This is a genomic window from Pararcticibacter amylolyticus (genome assembly GCF_003130405.1).
Lineage (GTDB): Bacteria > Bacteroidota > Bacteroidia > Sphingobacteriales > Sphingobacteriaceae > Arcticibacter > Arcticibacter amylolyticus.
This window is the reverse complement of record NZ_QEAS01000013.1, coordinates 99,198-117,502: the sequence shown is the minus strand read 5'-3', so window position 1 is coordinate 117,502 and position 18,305 is coordinate 99,198. Positions and strand designations below refer to the sequence as shown.

General features: G+C 44.9%; 16 protein-coding genes. 7 read left to right on the top strand and 9 right to left on the bottom strand.

Annotated features, from left to right (window positions below; genetic code table 11):
- Window positions 1-46: 46 nt before the first annotated feature.
- On the bottom strand, window positions 47-2,983 hold the full coding sequence (locus tag DDR33_RS16225; protein ID WP_109416857.1) for a M16 family metallopeptidase: 2,937 nt from the start codon (window positions 2,981-2,983) through the stop codon (window positions 47-49).
- Between the two features lie 29 nt (window positions 2,984-3,012).
- On the bottom strand, window positions 3,013-5,082 hold the full coding sequence (locus DDR33_RS16220) for an OPT family oligopeptide transporter (protein ID WP_109416856.1): 2,070 nt from the start codon (window positions 5,080-5,082) through the stop codon (window positions 3,013-3,015).
- 170 nt (window positions 5,083-5,252) lie between these two features.
- Here DDR33_RS16220 and DDR33_RS16215 point away from each other — a divergent pair, with 170 nt between their 5' ends.
- A complete protein-coding gene (locus tag DDR33_RS16215; RefSeq protein WP_109416855.1) occupies window positions 5,253-5,744 on the top strand; it encodes a D-glycero-alpha-D-manno-heptose-1,7-bisphosphate 7-phosphatase in 492 nt (163 codons plus the stop codon).
- Window positions 5,745-5,836: 92 nt separating this feature from the next.
- On the opposite strand, the gene clpB is transcribed toward DDR33_RS16215, so the two are convergent.
- Window positions 5,837-8,458: an ATP-dependent chaperone ClpB gene (clpB, locus tag DDR33_RS16210; RefSeq protein WP_109416854.1), complete on the bottom strand. Its 2,622-nt coding sequence runs from the start codon at window positions 8,456-8,458 to the stop codon at window positions 5,837-5,839.
- Window positions 8,459-8,692: 234 nt separating this feature from the next.
- Here clpB and DDR33_RS16205 point away from each other — a divergent pair, with 234 nt between their 5' ends.
- A complete protein-coding gene (locus DDR33_RS16205; protein ID WP_109416853.1) occupies window positions 8,693-9,271 on the top strand; it encodes a DJ-1/PfpI family protein in 579 nt (192 codons plus the stop codon).
- Between the two features lie 81 nt (window positions 9,272-9,352).
- Window positions 9,353-10,114: a CHASE3 domain-containing protein gene (locus tag DDR33_RS16200; RefSeq protein WP_109416852.1), complete on the top strand. Its 762-nt coding sequence runs from the start codon at window positions 9,353-9,355 to the stop codon at window positions 10,112-10,114.
- Window positions 10,115-10,137: 23 nt separating this feature from the next.
- Here the strand turns inward: DDR33_RS16200 and DDR33_RS16195 are convergent, their stop codons facing one another.
- Together DDR33_RS16195 and pyrE are read right to left on the bottom strand one after the other, a co-directional pair.
- Entirely contained in the window at window positions 10,138-10,536 is a 399-nt protein-coding gene (locus DDR33_RS16195; RefSeq protein ID WP_109416851.1) for an SRPBCC family protein, read from the bottom strand.
- Between the two features lie 18 nt (window positions 10,537-10,554).
- Window positions 10,555-11,199 carry an orotate phosphoribosyltransferase gene (pyrE, locus tag DDR33_RS16190; RefSeq protein WP_109416850.1) on the bottom strand — a complete coding sequence of 215 codons (645 nt, stop codon included), beginning with the start codon at window positions 11,197-11,199 and terminating at the stop codon, window positions 10,555-10,557.
- Window positions 11,200-11,206: 7 nt separating this feature from the next.
- On the opposite strand from pyrE, the gene DDR33_RS16185 reads away from it, so the two are divergent.
- Window positions 11,207-11,803, top strand: coding sequence for an NUDIX hydrolase (locus DDR33_RS16185; RefSeq protein ID WP_109416933.1), 597 nt, complete (start codon window positions 11,207-11,209; stop codon window positions 11,801-11,803).
- Between the two features lie 8 nt (window positions 11,804-11,811).
- Here DDR33_RS16185 and coaD read toward each other — a convergent pair whose 3' ends face one another.
- From coaD to DDR33_RS16170, 3 genes are all read right to left on the bottom strand, one after another.
- Entirely contained in the window at window positions 11,812-12,273 is a 462-nt protein-coding gene (gene coaD, locus DDR33_RS16180; protein WP_109416849.1) for a pantetheine-phosphate adenylyltransferase, read from the bottom strand.
- 89 nt (window positions 12,274-12,362) lie between these two features.
- Window positions 12,363-12,896 carry an RsmD family RNA methyltransferase gene (locus DDR33_RS16175; RefSeq protein ID WP_109416848.1) on the bottom strand — a complete coding sequence of 178 codons (534 nt, stop codon included), beginning with the start codon at window positions 12,894-12,896 and terminating at the stop codon, window positions 12,363-12,365.
- On the bottom strand, window positions 12,887-13,726 hold the full coding sequence (locus tag DDR33_RS16170; RefSeq protein WP_109416847.1) for a DUF3822 family protein: 840 nt from the start codon (window positions 13,724-13,726) through the stop codon (window positions 12,887-12,889). The genes DDR33_RS16175 and DDR33_RS16170 overlap by 10 nt, the downstream gene beginning before the upstream one ends.
- A 115-nt stretch (window positions 13,727-13,841) precedes the next feature.
- Between DDR33_RS16170 and DDR33_RS16165 the strand changes: the two genes are divergently transcribed.
- The gene (locus DDR33_RS16165; protein ID WP_109416846.1) at window positions 13,842-15,248 is read left to right on the top strand and encodes an ATP-dependent DNA helicase; all 1,407 of its coding nucleotides are present in this window, start codon (window positions 13,842-13,844) and stop codon (window positions 15,246-15,248) included.
- Here the strand turns inward: DDR33_RS16165 and DDR33_RS16160 are convergent.
- On the bottom strand, window positions 15,241-16,623 hold the full coding sequence (locus tag DDR33_RS16160) for a sensor histidine kinase (RefSeq protein WP_146198790.1): 1,383 nt from the start codon (window positions 16,621-16,623) through the stop codon (window positions 15,241-15,243). The two genes, DDR33_RS16165 and DDR33_RS16160, sit on opposite strands and share 8 nt — an antisense overlap.
- A 175-nt stretch (window positions 16,624-16,798) precedes the next feature.
- Between DDR33_RS16160 and DDR33_RS16155 the strand changes: the two genes are divergently transcribed.
- Window positions 16,799-17,602 carry a metallophosphoesterase family protein gene (locus tag DDR33_RS16155; RefSeq protein WP_109416844.1) on the top strand — a complete coding sequence of 268 codons (804 nt, stop codon included), beginning with the start codon at window positions 16,799-16,801 and terminating at the stop codon, window positions 17,600-17,602.
- Complete coding sequence (locus DDR33_RS16150) at window positions 17,568-18,188, top strand: hypothetical protein (RefSeq protein WP_238387828.1); 621 nt, start codon at window positions 17,568-17,570, stop codon at window positions 18,186-18,188. Before DDR33_RS16155 ends, DDR33_RS16150 begins: the two co-directional genes overlap by 35 nt.
- Window positions 18,189-18,305 lie beyond the last annotated feature (117 nt).

Below are 18,305 nucleotides of genomic sequence, written 5' to 3'. Positions count from 1 at the left end.
CCAAGCACCCATAACTCATAACCCATAATTCATCACTCATTTCAGGCTAGTATCCGAAAATTTCCTGCAAGCTCAGTTTTTTAAACTCGCCATATTTCTTCAGATCATCTTCCTTCACTCTTTTTTCCGATGCTACGATGCAATAGGTGTAAGGCTTATTTTTTAATTCCTTATCAAAGAAGGAGCGAAGATCAGCAAATGTCATGTTATTAACTGATTCGTACACGTTCTTCCGGATGTCGTAATCAAGCCCTTTTTGTTGTGCACTAAAATAACTGAATAAGATATCATCATCTGTAACACGTTCAGTTTCCAGCGATTTTCTGATATTCTCCTTACCAACAAGGAAAACTTTTTCTGATTCAGGCAGGTTTGTCAGCAACTCGTTCATAGCGCTAACAGCATCGTTTAATTTATCTGCCTGCGTTCCTACATAGGCGGTCATGGTGTACGTACCGTCTTTCTTCGGAGGTGTGTTATAAAAAGCATAAGTAGAGTATGCCAGAGCTTTTGATTCCCTTATTGTCTGGAATACGATTGTACTCATGCCTCCTCCGAAATAGTTGTTAAAAAGTTCTATGGTTGGCGTCGCCGAGGCATTGTAACCGGTGCTGTTTGCTACCCATTCAATCTCTGCCTGTACCATGTCGTAATCAGCAAAGAGTACCTCGTTTTTGTCCTGCTTAATTTTAGTGAACACTTGTGGTGACGGGAAAGCTTTAAAAGAAGCCGGAGCTGCGTGCAGCGGTTTCAGCTCAGCAGCCAGTTGTTGTCCTGTCTTTGGTCCGTAGTAGAGTACGGTATGCTCGTAACTACCCAGGTTGTGAAGCATGTCAACGAGCTGCTGCGCGGTTAATGCGTCCAGCTCGGCATCAGAAAGTACATTATTAAAAGGGTTTTTAGCGCCATATTGTGCGTAATTCACAAGGCCCTGTAAGATGGCTGCTTTGTTCAGCTTCGCATTTTCTCTTGTTTTCTTTAGTCGTTCTTTCAGTCCTTTCAGTGCAGCTTCATCCGGTTTACAGTTATTGATCAGCTCTTCGTACAATTTGATCGTGCTGGCAAAGTTCTCCTGAAGTCCGCTGATGCTGACGGTAGTTACATCGTTGGACGTTTTTATGCTAAATGAAGCGGCCAGCTTGTAAAACTCTTTACTGAACTGTTCGGCACTGCGCTTATCAGTTCCCAGGAACTGGAGATATTCAGCTGCCACCGGTAGTAATTTACTGTTCCAGCTACCTATATTGTAGCGGTAATATATCCGGAAGATGCTGTTTTCTTTATTCTGAACAGAAAGAACATCTAATGGCCCTGATTTGCTTCTTTCAATATCCTTATTGTAGTCGGTCCATTGAGGTATCACATTATTGGACGGAATATTAGCTACAGAATTCAGGAATGGCGACTGAGCTTCGCGGTTTACTTCAACAGGAGTAATAGGAGGTTTATCCACCTTGACTATGTTCTTATCTTCCCCCTGTCTCTTATAAACAATTACATAGTTGTCAGACAGGTATTTATTGGCGAAATCGACAATTTGCTTTTTAGTGATCTTCGAGAGCTTATCAGCCATGGCAACACGGTTGCTCCAGTCAATTCCCGTTGTAAACGCGTCCATGAGGTTATTTGCCCTTGAGCTGTAATTCTGGTTCTCTTCCAGCATGCTCTTCTTCAGGTTATTCACAATAGAGGTGATCAGTTCATTGTCGAATTCCCCTTTTTTTAGTTTTGAGATTTCACCAAGCATGAGAGCCCTTACCTGGTCAAGAGATTGTCCTTTGATTGGATTGCCCTGCAGGATCAAAGTACTGTAGTCCTTGAGTGTATAGGCAAAAGCGCCTGCACTAAGCATTTTTTGCTTTTTGGTGAGGTTGAGATCAAACAGACCCGCCTTACCGTTAGTCAGGATCTCACCAACCAGGTTAAGAAGCTGGGCATCCTCCGTAGTGGCTCCGGGAAAGCGGAACCCGATCATAATGCTTTCAGGAGTAGGGCCAAAGACCTCTTTCACCACTGGTGCCGTAATAGGCTTTTCGGGGCTGAAAGTATAGGCAGGAATGGTCTTCGGCTGGAGATAAGAAAAGCTCTTGTCAATTTTGCCGATCATTTGATCAGGATTAAAGTCACCGGAGAAAATGATCCCGATGTTATTGGGAACATAATACGTGTTAAAATATTTCCTGATCTCCTTCAGTGAGGGGTTTTTCAGATGTTCAACTGTTCCGAGAGTGGTTTGCTTCCCGTAGTTGTTATTCGGAAACAGCGCTGCGAACATAGCTTCGAACACTTTTCTCGAGTCGTTGTCGAGTCCCCTGTTTTTCTCTTCGTAAACAGCTTCCAGCTCGGTATGGAAGATCCTGAATACCGGATTCCGGAAGCGTTCTGCCTGAACTGCCAGGAATTTATCTGCTGCACTTGAGGGGATGTCTTCCGTGTATACTGTCTGCTCAAACGAGGTAAAAGCATTGGTTCCCTGAGCCCCCATCATTGCCATCATCTTATCATATTCATTGGCAATAGCAAATTTGGCAGCCTCGCCCGACGTCTTGTCTATTTCCTTATAGATTTCCTTCCTTTTTGCCTCGTCCTTCGTGGAGTTATACTGCTCATAAAGATCGTCTATTTTATCCAGAAGAGGTTTTTCTTTCGCCCAGTCCAGCGAACCATATTTATCAGTACCTTTAAACATCAGGTGTTCCAGATAATGGGCAAGGCCTGTATGTGTAGCAGGGTCGGTCTTGCTCCCTGCTTTAACAGCAATAAAAGTCTGGATTCTGGGTTGTTTGGGAGTCGGACTCAGGATAACCGTAAGCCCATTTTTTAATGTATAGAACCGCGATTGAGTGGGGTCATTCGTGACATATTTATAGGTATATCCTCCCGAAGATGCCTGCTTCCACTCGTACTTTTTGGATACCTGTGCCTGACTGACGCTGACTGTCCCGATAATAAAGGCAACCAGTATTTTAAAATTAGAAACCATATTGAATTTTGTTATGAGATGCTCGATTTTTAATGTTGAGTGACTGACGAATTTTCTCCTTTGTCGCTGACAGCGATCCGGTATAATACCAAACCCATGATGATGAAGAAAATAAAACCAAGGAGCTGATACCCGCTGTCGCCAAGCGCTTCTGTCAGGGAATGTTCCAGGTTCAGCTTGCTTACCGGGGTGGCTGTAGATTCGAAGGCCATCAGAAACGCATAGATCACACCCATCAGCGCACCACCTGCCACCAGGCCTGTGGAAAATAAACTTCCTTTTCCGAGTTCATCATCTTCTTGTATCCCCTTTTTCTTGTTCTTGATCTCGACTAGCCCCTTGATGGCACCACCGAAAAAGATCGGGAGAGTTGTAGATAAGGGAAGATAAGCACCGACGGCAAAAGATAATGATTTCACACCGCAGAGCTCCATGGTAATTGCCAGGAAAACACCAACAAGAACAAACTGCCAGTCGAGGTTAAATGAGAGCAGCCCTTTTATCAGGGTGGCCATCAGGGTTCCCTGGGGGGCAGGATAAGCATCCGTTCCGATAGCGTGGGTAATTCCCTGCGCCTGCATTGCGGCCGTAGGACGGTCAAGTATGGAGAGGGTAACTCCTATGATCACGGCAGAAACAATTGCCCCGATAAACAAGGCAATCTGCTGATATTTAGGGGTCGCTCCCACAATATATCCCGTTTTCAGATCCTGCGAGGTAGCGCCGGCATTTGCGGCTGCAATACAGATCATCCCACCTACCACAAGAGCCATGGGTTCAAAAACCTTTCCTGTCCATCCCACACTGATGAATACCAGGCAAGTTCCCATTAGGGTGGCGATCGTCATCCCTGAAATAGGATTTGAGCTCGATCCGATAATCCCCACAATACGGCTTGAAACCGTTACGAAGAAAAATCCGAATACTACCACAAGGACGCCAATGATCAACTTATTCACGATTGAATCTCCAGGGATTTGCGGTAAAATTGCCATCAGGGCGATCAGCGCAATGCTTCCGAAAATCACCAGCTTGAAAGACAGGTCATCTTCTGTGCGCTTCGTCACCTGCACTTCTCCGGTATTCTTCATGGAGCCAAGGCTCGATTTAAATGAAGAGATGATGGTAGGGATTGTTTTAATCAGGGTGATAAAGCCTCCGGCAGCAACAGCTCCGGCGCCAATCTGGCGGATATAAGCACGGTAAATTGCTGTGGCATAGTCGGCAAAAGTGTGAGTTGCCGGATCCCAACCGCCTGAACCGCCCGTAGTTGCCAGGTCTTTCAAATAGCCAAGCTTAATTAATTGCAGGGCCGTTGTCTCCTGTGGAACAATAGATGCCAGCAAAGGAATCAGCCCCAGCCACGCCAATACACCTCCGGCAACCAGAACACCGGCAATCTTAGGTCCTATGATATACCCAACCCCCATATATTCAGGGGTTATCTCTCCGTTAACAGTAGCAGAAGGGAAAAACCGGTTGGTTTGCTTTGTCACCCAAGCCGGGCTTTCGGCAATCAGGTGAAACACCTTCTGAAGGATGGCATACAGGAATGCAAACCCCAGGCCGAGATAAGCCGTTTTGGCAAAGTCGCCGCCTTTTTCCCCGGCAATCAGCACAGAGGCACAGGCTGTACCTTCCGGATATGGCAGGGTGCCATGTTCTTCCACGATCAGGGAACGGCGAAGGGGAACCATCATCAGGGTGCCCAGGATCCCTCCCAAAGCAGCCAGAATGAAGATGGGCCAGTAAGAGAAAAAGCTCTCACCCTGGCTCCCTGCTGTGAGGAAGAGGAAGCCTGGAAGAGTAAAAACTACCCCCGCAGCAATCGATTCACCCGCAGAACCGGTAGTTTGTATAATGTTATTTTCAAGAATGGTGGTCTTAAAGAACTTTCTTCCAATTGAAATTGCAAGAACGGCTACCGGAATAGACGCTGAAACGGTCAGACCCGCCTTCAGTGCGAGGTAAACCGTCGCTGCACCGAAGATAATGCCGAATAAGGCACCCAGTAAAATGGATTTTACAGTAAATTCGGCTACCTTCTCTTCAGCAGGAATGTAAGGCCTGAATTCTTTTTCTTGTTTGATTTCTGCCATGTTATTAAATATCGGAAATAAGAGACAAGTATATCAAAAAGCCGCTAGAATAGCTAATAGCTGTTGGTAGTTGGTTTTGGGCTATCAGTAGTCAGCTTCCGGCAGTCAGCCACCCGGGGGGCAGCTAATTTTCCTGTCTCATATCTGATAACTTTTTTAGCTTTGCAGAGATGAAAAAGAATAAAGCTGTTTTTCTTGACAGAGATGGCGTGCTAAATAAAGAATTAGGTGACTATGTGTGTCATCCTGATGATTTTAAGGTGCTGGAACATAATTTCAAGCCCCTGAAGGAATTGCAGGACCGCGGATATCTTCTTATTGTGATCACCAACCAGGGCGGAGTTGCCAAGGGATGGTACAGTGAGGAAACATTAGCGTTGATGCATGGAGAACTGATAAAGGCATATGAAGCAAATGGAATACACCTGAGCGACATCTACTACTGCAGGCATCATCCGGATTATAATGGTAAATGCCTGTGCCGTAAGCCAGGTTCGCTTATGCTGGAAAAGGCTGCAGCCCGTTTCAACGTGGATATCTCCAGATCTTACTTCATAGGGGATAATCAAAGGGATATGATTGCAGGTGAGGGAGCAGGAGTGAAAGGGATTCTTATCAAATCGGATCAGCCAATTGGCGAAGTCCTCCATCTGATAGACTAATTATGGCAGTGCTCTCCATTTTTCCTGCCGTTAAATAAAAAACCAGAAGCTGCACCGCGTCAGCTTCTGGTTCTTCAAATTGCAACTATATATTAGTGGCTTTCTGTTGCCTCCATCCGGTCCTTGTTAAGGAACACAAATTTGTGGTCGAAAACATCCAGGATGATATGGCTGTCTTTATCTACCTTACCAGCCAGGATGTCTTTAGAAAGCTCGTTGAGAATCCGTTTTTGGATCACTCTCTTTAATGGCCTGGCACCAAACTGAGGGTCGTACCCTAATTGTGCAAGCCAGTCCAGCGCTTCTTCCGAAGCTTCTATCTCAATTCCCATTTCGCGAAGTGTTTGCTGCACATGTTTGAACTGAAGAGCAACAATGTCGCGCAACTCAGTCCGGTTAAGCGGAGTGAACATGATCAGTTCATCAATCCTGTTCAGGAACTCAGGACGAATAGTCTGCTTCAGCAAATCAAACAACTGGTTCTTCGTTTTGGCAACCACCGCTTCCTTGTTATCATCATCAAGAGAGCTGAAGTTCTCCTGGATGAGATGTGAACCAATGTTCGAGGTCATGATGATGATGGTGTTTTTGAAGTTGACCACCCGGCCTTTGTTATCTGTTAAGCGGCCATCATCCAGAACCTGCAGGAGAATATTGAACACATCCGGATGAGCTTTTTCTATTTCGTCCAGCAGAATAACACTGTAGGGCTTCCTGCGAACGGCCTCGGTAAGTTGCCCGCCTTCATCATATCCCACATATCCAGGAGGGGCCCCGATCAGCCTCGATACCGAATGGCGTTCCTGGTACTCGCTCATATCGATACGGACCATCGATGCTTCATCGTTGAAGAGGAATTCCGCCAATGCTTTTGCCAGCTCGGTTTTCCCTACACCGGTGGTGCCCAGGAAGATGAACGATCCGATGGGTTTGCGTTTATCCTGCAATCCGGCCCGCGAGCGGCGGATCGCATCGGAAATGGCTTCAATTGCTTCTTCCTGTCCGGCTACCCGTTTATGAAGCTCTTCTTCCAGGTTGAGCAGTTTTTCGCGCTCGCTCTGGATCATTTTGGTTACCGGAATGCCTGTCCACCTGGAAACTACGCCCGCAATATCATCGGAAGTTACTTCCTCCTTCAGCATGCGGCTTCCGCTTTGTTTCTCCTCCAGATCTTTTTTCAGTGATTCCACTTTATCCTGCGATTCCTTGATCTTTCCGTAGCGGATCTCAGCCACCCGTCCGTAGTCTCCCGCTCGTTCCGCTTGTTCAGCTTCCAGTTTGTAATTCTCGATCTGTGCGACTTCGTGGTTGATGGCATCAACCAGATCTTTTTCTGCCTGCCAGCTGGCTCTGAGCGAATCCCGTTCAGATGAAAGGTTAGCAATTTCTTCACTTAGTTCATGTACCTTCTTTTCGTCGTTTTCACGCTTGATCGCCTCCCGTTCAATTTCAAGCTGCATAATTCTGCGCTCAATCTCATCAACAGCCTCCGGAACAGAGTCCATTTCAAGCCTCAGCTTGGAAGCTGCTTCGTCCATCAGGTCAATCGCCTTATCAGGAAGGAAGCGATCGGAAATATACCTCTGTGAAAGCTCTACGGCCGCAATGATCGCCTCATCTTTAATTCTTACTTTATGGTGGGTTTCATACCGTTCTTTCAACCCACGCAGGATAGAAATGGCGTCCTGAGTGTCCGGTTCATCCACCATAACTTTCTGGAACCGCCTTTCGAGTGCTTTATCTTTTTCCAGGTACTTCTGATATTCATTAAGTGTGGTCGCTCCGATAGCGCGCAGCTCACCGCGGGCGAGTGCCGGCTTCAGGATATTAGCTGCATCCATAGCTCCTTCACCGCCTCCTCCAGCACCCACCAGGGTGTGGATCTCGTCGATAAAGAGGATGATGTCGCCATCGCTTTGCGTCACTTCTTTTACTACGGCTTTTAACCGTTCTTCAAATTCGCCTTTATATTTGGCACCTGCTATAAGTGCTCCCATATCAAGAGAATAAACTGTCTTGCTCTTGAGGTTTTCAGGAACATCGCCCTTGATAATCCTGAATGCAATACCCTCTGCAATGGCTGTTTTCCCAACGCCGGGTTCACCGATCAGGATGGGGTTGTTTTTGGTACGTCGTGAAAGGATCTGGATCACACGTCTGATCTCATCGTCCCGGCCAATCACCGGGTCGAGCTTACCCGACTCTGCAAACTCATTTAAGTTGCGGGCGTATTTATTAAGGGCATTGTAAGTAGCTTCCGCATTCTGATCTGTCACCCTATTGCTTCCGCGTAATTCGGTTATGGCCTTTTTGAGATCTTTCTCGGTCACTCCTGCGTCCTTTAACATCGAACTTACTTTGTCCCCCGAACTCAGGATGCCAAGCAGGATGTGTTCGACCGATACAAATTCGTCTTTAAACTCTTTCAGGTAATTTTGAGCTTTAAGAAGTGCAGCATTAGTATCTGCAGATAAATAAATATTGCTGCCGCTTACCTTCGGATAGCTTTGTATTTGTGCGTCGAGCACCGTGTTGATCCGGTTGACGTTAACATTCAGTTTCTTTAGCAGATAATTGACAACGTTTTCATCAACCAACAGTAAACCCTTCAGCAGGTGTGCGTTTTCGATGGCCTGCTGTTGATTTGCCACCGCTATTTCTGAAGCCTTCTGTACGGCCTCCTGTGCCTTGATTGTAAAGTTGTTGAAATTCATAGTATTCCAGTATGATCAAAATGCCTACCAGAGAAGAATAAAGAACAAAACCGGAATTTTTGTCTTTAGCATGTTGAGTTTCAATGACTAAAAGTCTGCTTTCAATGCACATGAAAGGGCTTTTTGTCAGATTATGGTTCTGAACCTGGTGGCTCCTGTATACCGGCACTTCTTAGGATGCGAACAGAATAATTGTTACTTTTATCAGGATTCACTAACGATAAAAAATTTGTTATGAGTAAGAAAATTCTGTTGCTTGCCGGAGACTTCGTAGAAGACTACGAAGTAATGGTTCCTTTTCAGGCCATGCAATCTGTCGGTTTACAGGTTGACGCCGTCTGTCCCGGAAAGAAGTCAGGAGATACTGTTGCTACTGCCATTCACGACTTTGTTGGTTTTCAAACCTACGTTGAGCTGCGGGGGCATAATTTTGCCATCAACAAAGACTTCGACACTGTTAACCCTCAGGATTATGATGGCCTGTATGTTTGTGGCGGGAGAGCTCCTGAGTACATTCGCTTAAATGAGAGAGTGCTGGAGCTGACCAGGCATTTTTTTAGCGCCAACAAGCCCGTTGCTGCTATCTGTCATGGAATACAAATTCTGACTGCGGCCGGAGTTGTCGAAGGAAGAACGCTCACAGCCTATCCTGCAGTCGGTCCGGAGGTCACTCTTGCCGGAGGAAATTACAGGGATGTTGGCGTAACGGAAGCAGTGACTGATGCCAATCTTACCACATCTCCTGCATGGCCGGGGCATCCTGCGATATTGAAGGAGTTTTATAAATTGCTTGGAATTTCAATCACAGGCTAGTTTTCGCAGATACGGCTATCCTCTGCTGGCAGGAGAGATAGCCGTGCTGTTTGTTATTAAACGGTTGACCTTATCTGGTATATGGATCTAAGTAAAAAATATAAACGGGATCTGATTGCAGGATCCGTCATCTCTCTTTGCATTTTAACTATTACCACCAGTGCTTCGTGGATCAGTATCGGGCGTTTGATAGAAAGCCAGAAAAGGGTGAATCATACTCACGAAGTCTTATTTAATCTGGAGCAGGTGATCTCAGCTGTTAAAGATGCAGAAACGGGGCAAAGGGGTTTTTTACTGACGGGGGATGCATTGTTTCTGGAACCTCACAACGGTGCCCAGGAGAGAGTGTGGACTGCATTTGCACGTGTCAGTGCACTTACCGCCGGCAATCCCGGCCAGCAGCCGGCTGTTGACTCATTGGAGCAGTTGATCAAATCGAGATTCCTTTTACTGGATCGCAGCGTTCAGAAGAAAAAGTCTGGCCAGCCGATAAACTGGCAAAATGTGGAGAAGGGAAGGGCATTTATGCAGTTGCTGAGAGCTATGGTAAGCAGAATGGAAACAAGAGAAAAGGTTGTTTTTGAAAGTCGTACAGAAGAACTAAATGCTTTTGCCTCTTTTACCCCCTGGATCATCATTATCGCTTCTTTAGGGGGAATAGCCATCACCATTGTGTACTATTTCAGGTTAACTGCCAGCTATAAACAGAGGTTGAGAATGCAGGAGGAGCTTGTTGAAAAGGAAAAGCAAATGCTTCGTAAGATAAATTCTATTCAGAAATTTGCAGAGGAGGTTTCAGGAGGAAATTATAATGTAAGAATGAAAAGGGAGGAACTGAATTAACCGGTTCCTCTCTTTTTATCGGTTTAAGCTAATATTTTCTTTAGCTGGGATGTCTGGTGATCTGTGAGCTTCTTCAACGGGCCGCTTGCCATCATTTTCATCATCATGTTGAGCTCAGCAGAAATAGTCAGGATAGCTTCCGTACTGTCGGTGCCTAGTGTTGATACCACCCAGCGCATTTCAACATTGAAAGGTACTTCCTGTGCCGGAACGATGATGATGCTCTGATTTTCGATCCGGTTAGAGATTTTAAGTGCAAGCCTGGCCATGTTTTTAATGGCAAATGCCGCTTCATCTTTCGAAGACGACCAATCAGAGATATTGTCGGGCATCAGCTGGCTATGATTATTAAAGTCAGCCAGGAAAGAATAAACCGTTTCTATGGGCTTATTTATCGTTTGTTTACTTTCAAAAACAGTCATAACTTTGATAGTATACTCTTAGCGGTTTGCCCACTCTGCAGGGTTATCTCTCCATTTACGCAACAACTCCAGGTCATCTTTACTGATGAAAGAATGTTCTGATGCGTATTCTATTAAAGCATTATAGTTAGAAAGTGTATTAAAGCGGCATTTCGCAGCGGCGAAGTTATCAGTAGCCTCCTGAAGGTTATAAGAAAAAATCGCTACCAATCCGGCAACATCGCATCCGGCAGCGCGAAGCGCCTCAACAGCCTGAATGCTGCTTTTGCCGGTTGAGATCAGATCTTCGATCACTACGACCCGTTGTCCCTGGTATACTTCCCCTTCAATCAGACTTCCTGTGCCATGCTCTTTCGCTTTTGATCTTACATACGCAAATGGTAAGCCGAGGTCTTGCGCTACCAGTACTCCCTGTGGGATACCTGCAGTTGCAACTCCGGCGATCAAGCCAACAGAACCGAACTCCTCCTGGATCAGTGCAGACAGGTTCTGCCTGATAAAAGTCCTGATTGCTGGGTATGAAAGGGTTATGCGATTATCACAATAAATTGGTGATTTTATTCCTGATGCCCATGTAAAAGGTTTGCCGGGTTGTAATTTTATTGCTTTAATTTGTAACAAAAATTCGGCAACTTTCTGCTCAATCTCACTTTTGTTGATCATGACACAAATGTATAGAATTTATATTAACGATACTGTGCTTATTATAGCGGATTTTGTGCCCGGGGGCATCGGTCCGAACCAACGAATTGACGTTCAGAGTTTTGATTTTAAGGAATTTTATAAACATGTAAAAAAGGGTGAGGGGTCCGTATATGTGCTTTTAACAGATGAGCCCAGGAGAATGTTTAAAAAAATCCGAAAGCCTTTCCTTACGATCAAAGCTGCGGGCGGGGTGGTTAAAAACGAAGCAAATCAGTACCTGTTTATCTTTAGAAAGGGGAAATGGGACCTCCCTAAAGGAAAATTAGACGATGGGGAGAGCACAAAAATAGCCGCAGAAAGAGAAGTTGCAGAGGAGTGCGGTATCAAGGTTCTCAGTGTAGGAGGAAAGCTCTGTAAGACCTGGCATGTGTATGAAGACCGCGGTCAGACTGTTTTTAAGAAGACAAGCTGGTATAAAATGAAAGCCAAAAAACAGAAACTGATCCCGCAGCTGGAAGAAGACATTACGGAAGCCAGGTGGATCGATGCAGGCGATTTTTCTTTCGTGAGACAAAATACCTTCCCTCTGATAAAAGATATTATCAGTCTGCTTGAAGTGTAGGTTCCCCTTTAAAGGAACCTCATCGCTTCTGCGGGAACAAATTTGCTTATATCGCCCTTATGACGGAGGATGTCCCTGACAATGGTAGAGCTGATAGACGAATAGCCCGGATTGCTCAGGATGAAAATACTTTCGATTGAAGGATCCAGCTCATGGTTCATTTGGGCTATGGCCTTCTCATATTCAAAGTCTGAGACCGTCCTGATTCCCCGGATCATATATTGTGCATGTATTTTTTTACAAAAATCTACGGTAAGACCTTCGTAAGGGCGGACTTCAATTTTTGATTCATAGGTGAACACACTTTCCAGAATCTTTAATCTTGTGTCAAGAGACAGCATAGGTTGCTTTGTGCTGTTGGCTCCCACACCGATAACGACTTTATCAAACAGGGAAACCGAGCGTTGCAGGATATCAACATGAGCAACAGTTACGGGGTCAAAAGAGCCGGGAAAAAGAGCGATTTTCATTTTATAACGTTCTTAATGTTTTCGTTTTATGCCTGCAGCGTGACTGCCTTCGTTCATTGCAATATCTTTTACCGTAAAGCGAACTTGTATCAGGGTTCAAAAAAACTGAATGATGAATATCCATATTGTCGTTGCTCCCGGAAATTAGGGTGATTGTCGATCTTCTTCATCGAAGGATGTTCCACGATGAGCATTCCCCCCGGCTTCAGCAGGTTCCTTTCAAAGACCAGTTGCGGGATCTCCGGAATTTGCGGCAAATCGTAAGGAGGATCGGCAAAGATGAGGTCGTACGTGTCGGTAGCCTGTTTCAGAAACTTAAGGGCATCTGCCTTTACAGGGTGAATGCCTGGCAGCTCGTACTGTTTCGCTACATCCTTCAGATAATAATAGCAGCCGGCAGCTTTATCAACCGATGTTATATCGGGTACTCCCCGCGAAGCAAATTCGACCGACAGGCTTCCAGTTCCGCTAAACAGATCGAGCACCTTGATCTGGTCAAAGTCAACCAGGTTATTTAAGATGTTAAACAGCGCTTCTTTTGCATTGTCCTTTGTCGGGCGTACCGGTAGATTCGCCGGGGGCTTCAGACGAAGCCCTCTTAATTTACCACTGATTATCCGCATACACCAAGACTTAGCAAAGGGAAAAACTGATGGGCCGGAACAAGGCTGAAAGCTTCCGGGTGAGCAAAGAGCTTAGAGCCGTCGGCAAAGGCAATCCTGTTGAAATATTTCAGGATCCGCCGGTAATTTTCGCTGTATTTCTCAATTTCTCCCGAAAGAAGAATTTCTGTTTCATGGCTCTTTAAGTCAAATTGACGGCATGCCATTAAAAGGAAGTAGTTAAAATCGTCTGTGGTAGCAGCCGAAAAAATATTATAATAGATCAGACGGCCTTCTATAGCCAGCAAGAGCTCAAAAGTGCCGCTGTTAAATTGAACAGCCAGTGTTTTGGTGTTTTTGGTTAAGGGAAGAACCGATTTAATAAAAGGCTCTGCCTGGGAAAATAATTCCGCCTGCGGATACTTTGAAAGCACCGGGGCCACAAGTTCATTCTCCACCGATGCAATCGACCTGATTCCTGATTCGTCGAGTCCATTAGTGATGAACCTGACGGAAGCAGAGGAGCTTATAAAGTTTTTCAGCACTGGCAGGGTTTCCTGTGAATAGATCTCTTCCGGAACAAATGTGAAATGGAAGGTTTCCGAAGCGACTTTTATCTTGCTGAAACCAGCGTTAAGATATTCGTATTTTGCCGGGAGATTCAAAAATACCTCCTGCAGGGATGAATGAAATAATGCACAATCAAATAAAACTTTGAGATTTTTCTCTTGCGTATTTACGATAGCATATGAAAGTTTGCCCGTACTGACCCTGATCAGCAACTCACAATTCCCCGCCTGATCTCCCGTGAAATCTTTTACCTTTAGATGAAGTGTACCGGTATTATTCATTTCAGCAAACTTAAATAAAATCTTTTATATCAATTGATGCACTTGCCAGGGGCCGCGCCCGGTTTTGTTTGTTATTTTAGCTGGCTTATTAGATACTAATTTTCAATTTGCTTCCATGGGTTTAAGAGAGTTGTTGATCAGGCAATTTGAGCAGGTGCCAACAGTTCAGCAAATGCATGCATTTACTGAACTGGAGCGGTTCGTTCTCAGTCGTGAGGGAGATGAGTGCTTTGTTCTGAAGGGGTACGCAGGAACGGGGAAGACAACCATTATTGCCTCTCTGGTAAAAGTGCTGCCGCGACTGGGGCTAAAATCGGTATTGCTTGCGCCTACCGGAAGGGCCGCCAAAGTGGTGAGCAACTACTCGGGCAGACGTGCTTTTACTATTCATAAACGTATCTATAGAAAAAAGCAAGCTGTGAGCCCTGATTTTGATTTCTCACTTGCTCCAAACCTGGCAGAGAACACCCTTTTTATTGTGGATGAGGCCTCTATGGTGTCGGATACGCCAGGAGATTTCAGCAGGAAGAGTTTAATGCACGATTTGGTCAGCTATGTATACAATGGTAAAAACTGTAAACTGATGCTTGTCGGTGATACAGCGCAGCTCCCGCCTGTAGGCTCAGATTCCAGCCCCGCTCTGGAACCGCCAGCTTTGGGCAGTACCTTTGCTCTTACAATCTTCACGTATGAGCTGACCGATGTTGTCAGGCAGGAAAAGCAATCAGGCATTTTAAGAAATGCCACAGAGATCCGGGACCTCCTGAGAGAGCGGAAGCAATCGTTTCCCGCAATCAAAGTGCAGGGCTATCCTGATATCTTCAGGATGACAGGAGAGCGCCTTACAGAAGGGCTTCATTATGCATACGATAAGTTCGGAACCGAAAATACTCTGGTCATCTGCAGGTCTAATAAGAGTGCAAATAACTATAATCAGCAGATACGAAACCGCATTTTGTACAGAGAAGAAGAGATTACGGGAGGCGATTACCTGATGATTGTCAGGAACAACTATTATTGGCTGAAGGGGGAGGAGGGCAGCAACAATTTTATTGCGAACGGAGATATTGTGAAAGTAAGGAAGCTTAGGAATATCCAGGAAGTTTACGGACTCCGGTTTGCTGATGTGGTACTTGAGTTCCTCGATTATCCCGACGAAGAGCCTTTAAGCTGCAAGATACTGGTAGACGCGATTTACGCGGATGGCCCTGATATGGGAAAGGACGATCAAAGACGCTTTTTTGAGGCGGTCATGGAAGACTATTCTCATCTGCACGACCGGAAGACCCGTATCGAAGCGATCCGGTCAGACCCTTATTACAATGCCCTGCATGTAAAGTTCTCCTACGCTGTTACCTGCCATAAGGCGCAGGGCGGGCAATGGGATGCAGTGTTTATTGATCAGGGGTTCCTTACCGAAGAGATGATCAATACAGATTTTCTGAGGTGGCTTTATACAGCTGTTACCCGCTCCGTAAAAGAACTCTTCCTTGTAAATTTCAGCCAGGAGTTTTTTACGTAAAAACGACCGTAAAAGTAGTCCCTTCCCCTGCTGTACTTTCGGCAATGATGTCTCCTCCCATGGTAACAATCTGGGCTTTTGTGATAAACAGTCCGATCCCTTTACTGTCCTCGCGGTTGTGAAAGGTGTTATATATTCCGAAAAGCTTATGCCCATGCTTTTTCAGATCTATGCCGAGGCCATTGTCTTTCACCTGCATACATGTTTTTTCGCTTTCCAGATACGTTCTGATCTTAATATGAGGCTGGCGGTCGGGATGTCTGTATTTAATAGCATTGGTCAGAAGGTTTTGCATGATGCTCTCCAGGTACGACTTTGGATACCGGATGCACGGAGCCTGAGTAAAATCGTGTTCAACTTTTGACTTTGTTTGTTTAACATCAGCAGAAAGGTTTTCCATTATCTTCATAAAGACTTCCTCAAAGCTCAGGTCTTCATTTTCAACCGCAGGGCCATTTCTCTTTCTCATCAATTCAATGAGATCATCAAGTTTAATCAGGAGATTAGCCGAAACAGATTTTATGGCCTGCATAAACTCTTCTTTTTCCCGTGGGTTAGGAGCATTTTCGTACAGGCGCAGGAGACTGTTGAGGTTTATCCCCGGCGACCGTAAATCGTGAGAGGCAATATAAGCGAACCGCTCCAGTTCCCCGTTTTGTTTGATAAGTTCATTACTGATATTGATAAGTTCATTCTTTTGAGATTCGAGCAGTTTATTCTTGTCGTCTACCTGCCTGAATAGTTTGAGAATTTGCTCCCTGTTGTGAATGATCGTTATTAATGATGCAATTATAATGACCAGCAGCACATAACTTCCTGCGATTGTGAAAATTTGTATCCGTTCATTCAGTTTAACAAATGACTGGTGGTGTTTTTGCATTGCCTTTTTTTCAGCAGAGATGATCCGGAACACCAGTTGCTCGATTTTTTCCATGGCGAATTTGCCTTCATTCGTACGAACCTTCTCAAGTGCCTGTTGCTGCCGGCTGCTCTTCTTTAGCCGGATGGTCAGCGCTAACTCCTTTCGCTTAATATCCAGCCATCGCTTTAAATCCTTTATGTTATTTTGCTGATACGGATTATCAGCGGTCAGTATCAGAAGCGCTTCGAGCGTCTTTTCGATCCGGTTTTCAGAAGTGTAATAGTGGTTTAGATAAGTTTCATTACCTGTAAGAAGATATCCTCTCTGTCCGCTTTCCGCATTCGATGCAGTCAGGAGCAGGGAGTTTGTCTTATCCGTTATCAACGCGGTTTTTAATGTTTTCTGATGGTTCTTTTCGCTTTGGGATGACTGGGCAAGGTAAAATACGGTATTTATGATTGCCAGGATAATTGACGACCCGATTAAATAATAAATGTATCTGTGATTTGTCATACAAAGAAAGATAACGGGTTCGTTTATCGGGGTTAAAAGAAGATAAAAATAATAAAAATCAATCAAATTCAAGCATAACTTATTGATCACTATGGCTGGTTAAACTGTAAAGTCATTGTTAAGTCTTTTTTGACTTTCTGACTTTAATAGTCATTAATAAAATACACCTTTGCGCATGGTCAAGAACATAATATGCGTTCTGTTAGTCCTGGCCCTTTTTTTCGTAGCCTGCAATGAACTCGAGTATAGTCCCAATCAGGCTTTTGATAATGATACGCCGAGGGATCTGAACAATAAAAATATCAAGCGGCTGTTAGAAACAGAAGGCGACGACACGATCCGCTTTGTTCTAAGTGGAGATAGTCAGAGAGAATATTCCAATTCCAAGGCACTGGTCAGTGCGGTGAACAAGATGAAGGGGATAGATTTCCTGTTCCTGGCAGGGGATATTTCCGATTTCGGCCTGGTACAGGAGATGGAGTGGATCGATGATATCTTCTCACGTCTCCAGGTTCCTTATATAGGTGTAATTGGCAACCATGATATGGTAGCCAACGGAGAGAGGGCCTACCGGAGAATGTTTGGCGACTTCAATTTCTCATTTATTTATAAGGGGGTGAAGTTCGTGTGCCACAATACTAACAGCAGGGAAAAAGCCTTTGACGGAACCATCCCCAATTTGCCCTGGCTGAAAGAGCAGATGAGCTACGAAGAGGGAGTGAACGCGTATGTAACAGTTGCCCACGTGCCTCCGGGAAACGAAGACTTTGATAACAGTGTGAAGGATGAGTATATAGATGTATTAAATAGTTCACCTAATACCCTTGCCGCTCTGTACGCGCATACACACAGGGAAGATTTGTTCTATCCGGGTGCCGGAAAGATCCCCTACATCGTCACGGATGCTATTGAGCACCGCCAGTTTGTATTAGTTGAAATCAGCAATGGAAAACTTACCTTTGAAACGATCCGGTATTAAAATATGGGTAATAGTAGCCCTCTTTCTGACATCACCTGCAAAACTTTCCGCCCAGTTTTTTGATGCCCTGGTGCCAGGGGAGGTTGTGGTTCAGCATGCCGGAAGTATCGGCTTCTTCTCAGTAGGAGCGGGTTACCGTGTCTTTAAAAATAAACGGGGAAATGTTGATATGAACTACGGTTTTGTGCCGGCAAGTAAGGGAGGTCCTCTTCATATACTAAGTGCAAAATTTGCCTACCGTCCTTTTGAGATCAGGATCAAAGACTGGGCAACTATCTATCCAGCTAATCCGGGAGCTTTCGTCTCTTACCACTTTGGAAAGGAATTTGATTTTTACTGGGACAAAAGCCAGTACGAAAAAGGCTATTACTGGTGGTCTTCTGCCATTCGTCCTCATTTGTCCTTATCAAATGAGGTAAAGCTTCATGGCAAAAAAATAGTAAGAGGCGAAAAGATCAAATCCATTACATTGTATTCAGAGTTTAATACCAATGAACTTTATCTGGTGAGCTTTTTTCAGAATCACGGAGACCTCTCCATGAGAGACGTTTTTAAGCTGGGGATTGGCGTACGGGTGGGCTTCTGACCCAGACGGAATAAGTTTTGAGATTCTTATTACGACTTGTTTTATATTTGCCACTTGTAATCCATAATAATGGAAGACCTGAGAGTTTAGGATGTCATGCTGAAAAATCTTTTAATC

Coding starts and splice junctions, on each gene's coding strand:
- DDR33_RS16170 (WP_109416847.1), bottom strand. CDS start 13,726: ATGAATAATACCGGTACACTTCATCTAAAGGTAAAAGATTTCACGGGA.
- DDR33_RS16215 (WP_109416855.1), top strand. CDS start 5,253: ATGAAAAAGAATAAAGCTGTTTTTCTTGACAGAGATGGCGTGCTAAAT.
- DDR33_RS16195 (WP_109416851.1), bottom strand. CDS start 10,536: ATGACTGTTTTTGAAAGTAAACAAACGATAAATAAGCCCATAGAAACG.
- DDR33_RS16225 (WP_109416857.1), bottom strand. CDS start 2,983: ATGGTTTCTAATTTTAAAATACTGGTTGCCTTTATTATCGGGACAGTC.
- DDR33_RS16165 (WP_109416846.1), top strand. CDS start 13,842: ATGGGTTTAAGAGAGTTGTTGATCAGGCAATTTGAGCAGGTGCCAACA.
- DDR33_RS16205 (WP_109416853.1), top strand. CDS start 8,693: ATGAGTAAGAAAATTCTGTTGCTTGCCGGAGACTTCGTAGAAGACTAC.
- DDR33_RS16220 (WP_109416856.1), bottom strand. CDS start 5,082: ATGGCAGAAATCAAACAAGAAAAAGAATTCAGGCCTTACATTCCTGCT.
- DDR33_RS16150 (WP_238387828.1), top strand. CDS start 17,568: ATGGAAAACTTACCTTTGAAACGATCCGGTATTAAAATATGGGTAATA.
- coaD (WP_109416849.1), bottom strand. CDS start 12,273: ATGAAAATCGCTCTTTTTCCCGGCTCTTTTGACCCCGTAACTGTTGCT.
- DDR33_RS16155 (WP_109416844.1), top strand. CDS start 16,799: ATGGTCAAGAACATAATATGCGTTCTGTTAGTCCTGGCCCTTTTTTTC.
- pyrE (WP_109416850.1), bottom strand. CDS start 11,199: ATGATCAACAAAAGTGAGATTGAGCAGAAAGTTGCCGAATTTTTGTTA.
- DDR33_RS16200 (WP_109416852.1), top strand. CDS start 9,353: ATGGATCTAAGTAAAAAATATAAACGGGATCTGATTGCAGGATCCGTC.
- DDR33_RS16185 (WP_109416933.1), top strand. CDS start 11,207: ATGTATAGAATTTATATTAACGATACTGTGCTTATTATAGCGGATTTT.
- DDR33_RS16160 (WP_146198790.1), bottom strand. CDS start 16,623: ATGACAAATCACAGATACATTTATTATTTAATCGGGTCGTCAATTATC.
- DDR33_RS16175 (WP_109416848.1), bottom strand. CDS start 12,896: ATGCGGATAATCAGTGGTAAATTAAGAGGGCTTCGTCTGAAGCCCCCG.
- clpB (WP_109416854.1), bottom strand. CDS start 8,458: ATGAATTTCAACAACTTTACAATCAAGGCACAGGAGGCCGTACAGAAG.